Consider the following 10,268-nt stretch of genomic DNA (forward strand, 5'->3'; position numbering starts at 1 on the left):
ACACCCCCCCCCCCCCCCCCCCCCCCCCCCCCCCGCCCCCCCCCGCCCGCCCCCCCGCCCCCCCCCCCCCCCCCCCCCCCCCCCCCCCGCCCCTCCTCTTCGGCCGTCAGGACGTACTCGGACGTACTCAGGACGTGTTCAGGACGCGTTCGCGCTCGACGGGCCGAAGAACTCGATCTCGGCTATCGACACCTGCTTGCTCCCGGACACCGAGTACGACGACTCGATCGTGAAGCGGACCTTGGTGGCCTCGCCGACGCGGAATGCGCGCCGCTGACCGCCCGCGCTCTGGTCCAGCGTGAGCTCCCGGGTCGTGGTCTTGCCGTCCTTCAAGGTGATCGTCGCCTTGATGCGGTGGGGGAGAGCGGACTCGTCGAGCTGGTCGGGGCGGACCGACGTGCCCGAGGTGATGATCAGGTCCAGCAGTCGCGTCGGCTGGTCGAAGCGCGCCTCGATCCACTCGCCCTCGCCCGACTGCGAGACGCCGGGACCCCACCAGGTGTTGTTGAGCTTGTCGAAGGCCAGCTCCGGCTTGTGCCCCGGGTAGGAGCGCGACGCCGCGAACGAGTCCGGGGTGACCGGCGCCCGCTTGGCGAAGTGGTCGCGGGTGGCCTGGATCGCCGCTGGTGTGTTCACCCCGGCGATGATCACGAGCGTGAGGACGACCGCGGCCACCAGCCAGCTGACGATGCGGTCGAACGTACGGCGCAGGCGCGGGCGGTCGCCGGCCCAGGGCGTCTCGCCGTTGCGGTTGAACAGGCGACGCCACCAGGGGAGGCGGATCGAGGAGCGGTCCTCAAGGGTCATGGGCATCGCGCAGCGGACACAGAAATGCCGGTCGGGGTTGTTGGGCGTGGCGCACCAGGGGCACGCGACGCCGTGCTGCTCGCCCTGGACCGGGCCGGGCGCGCGGACCTGCGGCCGGTCCGCGACCGGCCTGCCCGGCAGGACCGGCGTGACGGCCGGGGGCGCGGCGGGGCGGGGCTCCGCGTCGGCGACGGGGACGAGGAGAGAACGGGCCCGCGCGGCCATCGTGTCGCCCAGCGCGGGGGCGGGGGCGGGGGTGGGGGTGGTCGGCGCGGTTTCGTCGGGCGTCGGCGTCGGGGTCGGCGTCGGCGTCGGGGCCTGGGGCGGGGCGGGGGCCGATGGAGCGGCGGTGCCGTCCTCCGGCGGGATGACCGGGAGGGGAGTTTCCGTGGTGTCCTCGTCGTCCGAGTCGTGGTCGTCGTCCGCCGAGGCCGAGGCCGGGGCCGGGGCCGGGGCCGTGGTGGTGGCGAGGGGAGTACGGGATGCGGCTCCGGCCCCCGCGCCGGCAGCGGAACCCGCGGTGGCGGCCTCCGGTCCGGGCTGGCCCGACGGGGCCTGCGGGGCCTGCGGGGCCTGCGGGGCCTGCGGGGCCTCGGCGGGCGCTGACCCGTTGGCCGAGCCGGCGCCGCCCGACGCGGAGCCGTACGTGGACGCCGGTCCCGCGCCTGCCCCCGAACCCGAGCCGGCGCTCGCACCGGCGCCCGGGTCGGCCGCCGCTGCCGCCCCAGTCGCCGCGCCCGCCCGTGCCGTCGCTCGGTCTGTCCAGCTCAGTACGGCGCCGCAGGCGTCGCAGAAGGACTGGCCGGGCTCGGCGCGCGTGCCGCACTCGGCGCAGTTCTGGGTGGTCATCTCTCCGGGGTCCTTTCAGCGGCGGTCACCTTGACCGTGTACGGCATGTGGGCGGGGCGAGCGGCGGCCACCAGGGTGTCCAGACGGTGCTCGTCCGCCGGGGAGGGCTCGGGCAGGCGGAGCGTGACGTGGAGGTGGGGGCGGTGGTCGCCCGGGAACGGGCCGAGGGGGCGCGCGCTCCAGGCCGATCCGCCGCTCTCGTCGATCTCCGGTTCCACGCCGAACGCCAGCCGGATGGCCTCCGACAGGCCTCGGCGCGTACCGCGCACCCGGTGCAGATACGCGGCCGCCGCGACCGCGGCCCGCAGCCTCGGCTCCGGTTCCGTGCCGTCGGTCTCCGCGCCGACCCAGCCCGTCAGCCAGCGGGTGAAGTCGAGGGGGGCGAGGGCCGGGTCGAAGTAGGCGGGCAGGCAGTCCAGGGCGTTGAGGATGGGCGCCATGACCTCGTCCAGGCCTGCGACGAAGCGTTGCGCCAGGTCGTCGTCCGCGAAGACGGCCGGCAGCATCGCGCCGATCGGGACGGACGACCCGAGCCCATCGACAGAACCTCTCATCGACCGCCTCCTGCCACGGGCGCGTCAGCGTCCAGCAGGGGCGCGGGGAACGGCGCGACCAGCCACAACGGCGCCGCACCGAAACAACGACCCATGACGGCGCGCCCAGCGGAGAGCCCCCTCACGAGCCGTCTCCGATCACGCGGACCCGGTGGTCGTAGGAGAAGACGAGGGCCGGGGCGGCCAGGTCGATGCGGTCGGTGGCCTCGCCGCGCTTGCCCGTCAGGGGGTCGGCGGGGTGCAGGGTGACCTGGTCGACCAGCTCCACTCCGGGCACCCGCTGGAGCACCGCGAAGACCTCGCCCGACTGCACCGGACGGCCGAACGGCCAGCCCTTGCCGTCCGCGCCGCCGGTCAGCGGGTCCAGGTGGCGGTAGAGGGCGTCGTGGGCCTGGCGGCGGACGCGGTCCGTGTCGACGCCGCGGAAGGCGTGCACCGTCGCCACCACCGTCACGCCCTGGTAGTACGGCGGGCCGACCGCCAACCGCGTCCCGATCAGACGGCGTTCGTCGAGGTGGCGGGTGATGCGGTCCAACAGGGAGTCGCCGGGCACGAGTTGCTCGAAGCGGAGGCGGCCGCCGGGGTCCGGTACCGCCTGGGGGACCACCAACACCCGTACGGCGTAGGAGCCGTGCTCGTCGGGCTCGCCCTCCAGGCAGGTGATGCGGGCCGTCTCCGGGGCGGCCCGGCGGGCGAGTTCCTCGTAGTCGCGCAGGGTCACCGCCCGCTCCTGGGCGCGCAGGGTGATCGGCGCGCGGAGCTTCGCCTCCTCGACGGTCTCGCCGTCCACCCCGCCGCGCGCGGCCTCGCGGTTGACGACCTCCGAGACGTACGGGACGGACGTGCGCAGCACCTGGACCGCGCCCCGGGCCACGTTGCCGGACCGGCCGCCGCCCGTGCGGTAGCGGCGGGCGCGGATGACCGAGCCCTTGGGGGCGACGGCGCCGTACTGGCGCAGCCGGCCGTCGGGTTCGCGGACGGACGGGCCGAAGGCGATCTCGCCGGTCGCCGCGTCGAGGGTGACGTGGCGGTCGTACGGGCCGGACGCGGCGAAGTGGGGGACCACCTGCCAGTCGGTCCAGCCCTCGTGTTCCGCGGTCTGGAGCAGCAGCGGCGGGTCGTCGCCCACCACCGGGGCGTGGGTGAGGGTCAGGCGCTGGCCCGGCAGGCCCGTCGACTCGCCGAGGGCCTCGTCGTGGACGGTCTCCGCGTGGACGGTGGGGGCGGTGCCGCCGATCGTGAAGACCTCGGCGGAGCGCACGGTCGGCGAGGTGGTGTAGAAGGGCTGGCCGGGGAGCGGGTCGGTGACGCGGCAGCGCAGCCAGCCGGCCTCCTGGCCGCCGGAGCGGGACAGGACGTGGCCGCCGGGGATGTGCAGGACCACCTCGCCGGGGCGGTTGAGGCCGCCCGTGCCGTCGCGGTCGACCTCGCACTCCTGCCAGCCGTCCTCGGTCCAGGCCTCCCAGACGAGCGGGGGCTGACGGGGGTCGACGCCGACGCCGTCCACCCGGCTGTCGAGTTCCAGGACCACCGCGCAGTGCGGGACGGCGGCGCTCAGCCCGAACAGCATGCAGTCGCCGGGCTGCGGCGCCTCGGCGAAGCAGAGCAGGTCCTTGCCCTCGGTGAGGTCGGTGGTCCGGTCGGTGACCGGCTCGCCCCGGTGCTGCACCACGAGGTGGCGCAACTGGCACGGTACGACGGTGAGTTCGCGTTCCGTCGCGAAGACGACCGCGTCCTCGCTCTCCGTGCGGACCGTCGCCACCTCCGTGCCGACCGGCAGGAGCACCGGCTCCTCCTGGGGCGCCGACAGCCAGAACGTCACCTCCGTGCGGGCGGCGGACGGCGGGAAGAGGCGGATGCCGACCAGGTCGAGGAAGGCGAGGTGGTTCTTCTCGGGGACGCGGTTGAGGCGGTAGACGATCTGGTCCGCCATGTGGGCGACCGTCTCGACGAGGGTCACGCCCGGGTCGGAGACGTTGTGGTCGGTCCACTCCGGCGCACGCTGCTGGATGTAGCGCTTGGCGTCGTCGACGAACTGCTGGAAGCGGCGGTCGTCCAGGTTGGGGGAGGGCAGGGCCATCAGCGGTCGCTTTCGGAAGCCGTACCGGAGGAGCCGGGCAGGTCCGGCTCGTCGTGGGACGGAATGACGTAGAACGGGAAGACGAGGCTGCGCGGGTTGTTGGTGCCGCGGATCGCGTAGCGGACGTCGATGAAGAGCACGCCCTGCTCGGCGCCCGCGGTGACCTCGACGTCGGTGACCTCGATGCGCGGCTCCCAGCGGTCCAGGCTGGCGTACACCTCGTGCTGGATACGGCCGGCCGTCGCCTCGTTGACCGGGGCGAAGACCAGGTCGTGGATGGCGCAGCCGTACTCCGGGCGCATGGGGCGCTCGCCCGGGGCGGTGGCGAGGATGAGCCGGATCGCCTCCTCGATCTCGCGTTCCCCGCTGACCAGGGCGATGCCCCCGGTGGGGCCGATCCGGAGCGGGAACGCCCAGCCCGATCCGACGAATTGCTCGGCCATCAGACGGCCACCTGCCTTCTCCTCTTCCGGTACCGCTCGGCCGTCCTCACGGGATCGGATACGGCTTGTTGTTGACCATGACGACGCCCTGCAGCAGGAGGGTGGCGGCCCGGATGCCCACGTTGGCGGTGGCGTTGACCTGGATGGTGCCGCCCGCGCTGACGGTCGCGGCGCCGCCCGCCTTGAGGCTGAGCGCGCCCATCGCGTCCACGTTCACCACGCTGGTCAGCGACTTGACGTTGACCATGCCGGTGCCGCGGATGTCGAGCAGCCCGCCGCTCTTGATGGTGAGCTTGCGGCGCGCGCTGAGCGTGAGGTCGGTGCCTGCCTCGATGGACACCGACCGGCTGCCGGTGATGCTGACGGCGCCCTTGCTGTCGACGGTGATCTCGGTCTTCGTCCGGTCCAGGTTGATGACGAGCCGGTCGTCGCCGGACGTCACCCGCACCCCCTGCTTACGGCCGCCGGTCTTCTGGCTGAGCAGGTCGACGCGGTTGCCGTCCCGGTCGGACAGGGTGTGCCGGGCGGCGCGGCGGCGGGCGCCGTCGTGCAGCGGCACGTCCTTCACGGGGGTCGGCTTGTCCTTGCCGTTGTAGAGCCCGCCGATGACGTACGGGTGGTCGAGGGCGCCCCGGTCGAAGGCGACCAGCACCTCGTCGCCGACGTCGAGCGGGAAGATCGACCCGCCGTCCTTGCCGCCCCACTGCACGACCCGCGTCCAGTCGCTGATGTAGGCGTCGTCCAGCCAGGGGAACTGGAGCTTCACCCGGCCCTGCTTGAGGGGGTCCTGGACGTCCGTGACCAGGGCGTTCGTGGTGCCGGGGAGGTTCAGGCCGCTGGATGCGTTCCCGCCCCCGGAGGACAGCCCGTACAGGGACCGCCACTGCCGTCCGCTGACGGTGACCCAGGCCTCGTAGTGCTTGCCGTCGCCGAAGACGTGCCGTACGGACGTGGCCGTGTACTTGCCCTCGAAGGGGTCGCCGACGTCGGCGAGGGTCACGGGCAGGCCGGGGCGCAGCTTCGGGGTGCCGCGCGCGATGACCTCCAGCTCGGCGAACGAGCCGGTGACGTCGTCGGCGAGGGCCTCGGCGGCGAACTTCACCTCCGACTGCCGGTCGTACGGCGTCTGCGCGTCGACCAGTTTGGCCGGCTTGAACTTGGCGGCGGCCTCGCCGGGCGTCGTGCCGATGCTGATGCCGGGGTTGGTCTTCGCGGGCGCGGTGGCGGTGAGCTTCTTCTTCGTCGTCACGTCCCAGCCGCGCGCCTCCACCGTCCCGACCTGCTCGGCGGCGGTGACGGCGGCGCGCAGGCGCAGGATGTCGGTGCCCGCCTCCAGGACGAAGGGGCTCTTGTCGCCGGGCGTGGAGGTGGGCGGCGCGCCGGACGCCGGGTCGGGCTTGAGGAACTGGAACTTCCCCTTCGCGTCGACCGACATGACCATCTCGTTCTCGTCGGCGAGCCGGGCGAGGAAGTCCCAGTCGGTGACGTTGGCCTGGCTGATGAACTCGTAGACCGTCTTCGTCGACTGGATCTTCCCGACGGGGACGCCGTCCTGCGCGGCCAGCTTGCGGGCGATGTCGGAGGCGCTCTGGTTGCGGTACGCGGCGACCCGGCGCTGGCGCATCAGACGGTGGCCGAAGTCGTAGCCGCGGATGACGGTGAAGGTGCCGGTGCCGTCGTAGTCGGCCTCCAGACCGCACACCTCGCCGGTGAGGAGCGGGTCGGAGGCGCCCTTGCCGTCGGCGATCGGCGCGAGGACGACGGGTGTGCCGAACTTGACGCCCAGCTTGCCCAGGACCTGACGGTAGGGGTCGCGGAAGGTGAGCCGGAACGCGGCGGGGACGCCGAGCCCCTGGTCCACCCAGCCTTCCACCAGCAGCGGCGCGAAGTCGACGGGCAGCGGACGGCCTCCCAGGGTCACCTGGATGACGCTGGAGAACGCGGACTGGACCACTAGTGGCGCACCTCCTCTACGGCGGGCAGCACGAGCTCGATGCCCGTCGGCAGGCGGGACGGGTCGTCGATGCCGTTGACCTCGGCGATCGACCGCCACGCGGAGGCGTCCCCGTACTCGCGCCAGGCCAGCGACTGGAGCGAGTCCCCGGCGACGACCCGGTGCACGCGCTGGGCGGTCAGCGCGCCGGAGGTCGGGTTCTGGCCCTTCGTCTTGCTGGGGATCTCGTGCAGGTGCACCTGCGCCGTGGCGCGGATCGGGACGCCGGTCGTGCCGAACAGCGAGTACGTGACGTCGATGCTGCTCACGTAGGCGGTGAAGCGGGCCGTCGAGAACGAGCCCCACTGGAACACCACCCAGGGCGGCGACGGCTGCTTCGCCGCGATGCTCTTGGTCGTCACCTCGCAGCACTCCAGCAGCGACTCCACCTTCTTCAGGACGGTGTTGCTGCCGGGCTGGTCGGAGGAGTCGAGAAAGATCTCCACGGTCATCTGGCGCGGTTCCGGACCCATGAACTCCGGTACGGAGCCGTCGCGGACGGCCGCGGTCGGGGTGACCTTCCACTGGGCCCGGCGGCCGAGCTGGAGCTGCGCCGGGTTGAAGTCGAACCCGAAGGACTTGATCAGCCCGCCGGGGGTGGTGCTGGTGCCGACCGGCGGTTCGTGGATCGCGAGAGTGGCACGGACCAGGCTCTTGCCGGCGCCGCCTTTGCTTCCCTTGGCCATGTTCTGTGCCTCTTCCGTCCCGTTGACTTCTGTTTCGTTCCGACCCGTTCCGACCCGCTCCGACCCGTTCCGGCTCGCTCCGGTGGGTTCCGGTGGGTTCCGGCCTAGTCCGTGAAGCCGTGGTGGGTGATCTCCAGGACCTCCGTGGCCACGGCCGGGCTGTCCGGGCTGAGCGACGGCCCCTGCCAGCTGACCGGCAGCACGTCGATGAGGCCCCACCGGGCGACCTCGGAGCCGTCCGCGCGCAGCGCCGCGATCTGCGCGGTCGGCCGGGTCACGCCGGTGGTGACCGAGGAGATCCACTTGGCGACCTTGGCGGTGTCCGGGGTGAGGGGGCGGGTCAGCCGGATGTTGGAGAACGTGACGCGGGAGGGCAGCGCCCAGACGAAGCCGTTGTTTCCGCCCTCCTGGCGGTGCTCGATCTCCACCTGGGACGACAGCCCCTCGCACCCGTTGAAGTAACCGAGGCTCTCGCCGTCGATGGTCAGGGTGAAGAAGATCGTGGAGCCCGGGTCGAGATCGGAGGGCATCGGGGGCCTGGCCTTTTCTGGGAGCAGTGGGATGGGCGGTGCGTGGCGGACGGTGAGGGGCGGACGGTCAGCGGCGGGGGTCTCGGAGTCGGCCGATTCGTTCGCGGTCGAGGCGGAGTTCGGTGCGCAGGAGGCGGGTGATGCGGCCGGTCAGACGGTGCGTCAGCTCGTCGAGCTGGAAGTCGGTGAGGGCGCGGGGGTCGAACGGCCGGTGAGGCTCGCCGCACTTGGGGCATGCGGAGTCCGGGTCGCCGCCAGAAGAGGGAGCGGGAGCCTTCGGCGGGGTGGGGGGTGCCGCGGTGGCGGCGGCCGGGAGGGCGGGGGCGACGGCGGTACGCCGCTGGATCGTGGGGGGCTGAGGCTGAGGCTGGGGCCGAGCCTGGCCGGTGGGGCGCGCGGGGGTGGCGGGCTGAGCGGGCGGGAGCGGTGTGGCGGGGAGATGGGCTCCCGGGAGGAGCGGTGCGGGAGCGGCAGCGGCAGTGGCTGCTGCGGTTGCGGGTGTGGGGTACGGGCGGGCCACGGGGCGGCCTGCGGGTGCGCCGGGTGTGGGGCGGCGCAGTGGTACGGGTGCGGTGGCCGCGCGGCGCTGTACGACGGAGGGGGAGGGGGAGAAGGAGGGGGATACCGGGGAATCGCTGGTTGTCGTCGTGGGGCGGACCGCGCGGGTGACGGAGCTGGTGGGGGAAGCGCTGGTGGTCGGTGTCGCCGGGGCGGGCAGCGGCAGCGGCGGTGCGGTGGGCGCCGGCAGCGCGACGGGGGTGGCGGACGTGGGCCGCGGGAGTTGGGGGGCCGTGGGTGGTGCCGCGGTGGGTTGTACGACGGGGGCCGTGGCGGTCGGGGCCGTCGTCGTGCGGGAGGCATCGGCCTTGCGCGCGACGGGGACGGTGGCGCTCGGTGCGGCGAGCGGCTTGGCCTCGGAGGGGCTGGTGGAGAGGGGACTGCCCAGCACGGGGCGCGCGGGAGGCGTCGGTGCTGCGGCGCGCTGGATGGGTGCGCCGAGGGGGGTGGAGCGCTGGAGCGGGGGGAGCGGCTCCGTCCGTGAACCCGGGGTGCCGGACGCGGGAGAGCTCGTACGGGGTGCCGACGCCGTGCCGTTGGGGGGTGTCGTCGGGCGCGGCCGGTCCGGGGGGAGGTTCGTGGGGGCGCCGAGGCCAGCGCGACGTCGGGGGGTGGGCGTAGCGGAGGCGGACGGCGACGCTGGACCGGTGCGGGGAGCAGGGGAGCCGGCCGCCGGGCGCACGGGTATCGCCGGGCCGGTGTGCATCGGCGCCGAACCGCTTGCGGCCACGGGCCGGGTGGGGTCGGCCGGGGCGGGCGGGGTGTTCGAGATGCGTGGCGTCGCCGCGCGCTGCCCGGCGGGTGCCGAAGTGCGGCCACCTTCACTTGAAGCTGAACCCGCGCGGGGGCCCGAGGCGGCGGCCAGGTCCGAGGTCGAGCCGACTGCCGTCGCCGCCCGTTGCACGGTGGGGGACGACGCACGGCCGGCGTCGTTCGGGGCCGAGCTGGAGGTCGATCCCGGGGCCGAGGTCGAGCCCGAGCCTGGGCCCGTGGTCGAGGCCGAAGTACGACCGCTGTCGCTCAAGGCGGGGGCTGAGCTGGGGCCGGTGGTCGAGGTCGGTGTCGTCGCGGTGCGTTGGACGACGGGGGACGACGTCCGGCCGCTGTTGCCCGGGGCCGGGGTGAGTCCGGAACTGCGGGTGGCCGACGACCCGGTGCGGGCGTCGGCGGGGGCGGGGCGTCCGCTCGCGGGGTGGCGTGCGGCTGCGGCGGGCGGGTGCGCTGAGGTGGGCGCGTCCGGCGTCGGTGACGGGCTGTTGCTCGGGGGCGTCGAAGCCGTACGCTCCGTGACAGCACGCTGCACGCTGTGCCCGACCCGCGCTGCAGGGGATCCGGCAGGGCCTACGGGCGGAACCGTCGCCGCCGTCGACGCCCCCGGAGACGGTGAACTTCCCGACGCGGAAGGAGAGGCATCCGTGGTCGCCGAGGTCGCCGGGGTCGCCGAGGTCGCCGTGGTCGCCGGGGACGGCCGGACGGATCCGGTCGGCACGGCGGGCGTGCCGCCGCCCGCCGCAGAGGGGCCGATGCCACCCGAGCCCGGCGCCGCACGCCGCACTCGGACCGGGTCCGGACTGGGCGCCGTCGGACGGGAGCCGCCGGGCCCGTCCTCCGCGCGACGGGGTATCGCTCGCTGGAGTCCGACCGGTTGCTGAGGAGCGGGAGAGGTCGGGTTGGCCTCTGTTGTGCGGGAGTTGGTCGGGGTGGAGGCGTCGTGGCGGGGTATCGCTCGCTGGACGCCGATCGGTTGTTGTGCGGAGGGAGAGGTCGG

General features: G+C 74.0%; 9 protein-coding genes. 1 reads left to right on the plus strand and 8 read right to left on the minus strand.

Going from position 1 to position 10,268, the window contains the following annotated elements; all coding sequences use genetic code 11:
* Positions 1 to 138: 138 nt before the first annotated feature.
* The 8 genes from ACIBAF_RS35080 to ACIBAF_RS35115 all read right to left on the minus strand — a co-directional run bounded on the left by ACIBAF_RS35080 (position 139) and on the right by ACIBAF_RS35115 (position 8,891).
* Positions 139 to 1,656, minus strand: a complete 1,518-nt coding sequence (locus tag ACIBAF_RS35080; RefSeq protein ID WP_399468277.1) for an NADase-type glycan-binding domain-containing protein — start codon at positions 1,654 to 1,656, stop codon at positions 139 to 141.
* Entirely contained in the window at positions 1,653 to 2,210 is a 558-nt protein-coding gene (locus tag ACIBAF_RS35085; RefSeq protein ID WP_399468279.1) for a phage tail protein, read from the minus strand. Before ACIBAF_RS35085 ends, ACIBAF_RS35080 begins: the two co-directional genes overlap by 4 nt.
* A 121-nt stretch (positions 2,211 to 2,331) precedes the next feature.
* A complete protein-coding gene (locus tag ACIBAF_RS35090) occupies positions 2,332 to 4,290 on the minus strand; it encodes a putative baseplate assembly protein (RefSeq protein ID WP_399468281.1) in 1,959 nt (652 codons plus the stop codon).
* A complete protein-coding gene (locus tag ACIBAF_RS35095; protein ID WP_327316552.1) occupies positions 4,290 to 4,733 on the minus strand; it encodes a GPW/gp25 family protein in 444 nt (147 codons plus the stop codon). The genes ACIBAF_RS35090 and ACIBAF_RS35095 overlap by 1 nt, the downstream gene beginning before the upstream one ends.
* Before the next feature lie 46 nt (positions 4,734 to 4,779).
* Entirely contained in the window at positions 4,780 to 6,687 is a 1,908-nt protein-coding gene (locus ACIBAF_RS35100; protein ID WP_399468283.1) for a VgrG-related protein, read from the minus strand.
* A complete protein-coding gene (locus ACIBAF_RS35105; RefSeq protein ID WP_399468285.1) occupies positions 6,687 to 7,412 on the minus strand; it encodes a peptidase M23 in 726 nt (241 codons plus the stop codon). Before ACIBAF_RS35105 ends, ACIBAF_RS35100 begins: the two co-directional genes overlap by 1 nt.
* A gap of 104 nt (positions 7,413 to 7,516) precedes the next feature.
* The gene (locus ACIBAF_RS35110; protein WP_399468287.1) at positions 7,517 to 7,942 is read right to left on the minus strand and encodes a phage tail protein; all 426 of its coding nucleotides are present in this window, start codon (positions 7,940 to 7,942) and stop codon (positions 7,517 to 7,519) included.
* A gap of 67 nt (positions 7,943 to 8,009) precedes the next feature.
* Positions 8,010 to 8,891 (minus strand): extensin, encoded by an 882-nt coding sequence (locus tag ACIBAF_RS35115; RefSeq protein ID WP_399468289.1) that lies wholly within the window; start codon positions 8,889 to 8,891, stop codon positions 8,010 to 8,012.
* A 256-nt stretch (positions 8,892 to 9,147) separates the two neighbouring features.
* Here ACIBAF_RS35115 and ACIBAF_RS35120 point away from each other — a divergent pair, with 256 nt between their 5' ends.
* Positions 9,148 to 10,152 carry a hypothetical protein gene (locus ACIBAF_RS35120; protein WP_399468291.1) on the plus strand — a complete coding sequence of 335 codons (1,005 nt, stop codon included), beginning with the start codon at positions 9,148 to 9,150 and terminating at the stop codon, positions 10,150 to 10,152.
* Positions 10,153 to 10,268 lie beyond the last annotated feature (116 nt).

Source organism: Streptomyces sp. NPDC051677 (assembly GCF_044453465.1).
In the GTDB taxonomy this organism is placed as follows: Bacteria; Actinomycetota; Actinomycetes; order Streptomycetales; family Streptomycetaceae; genus Streptomyces.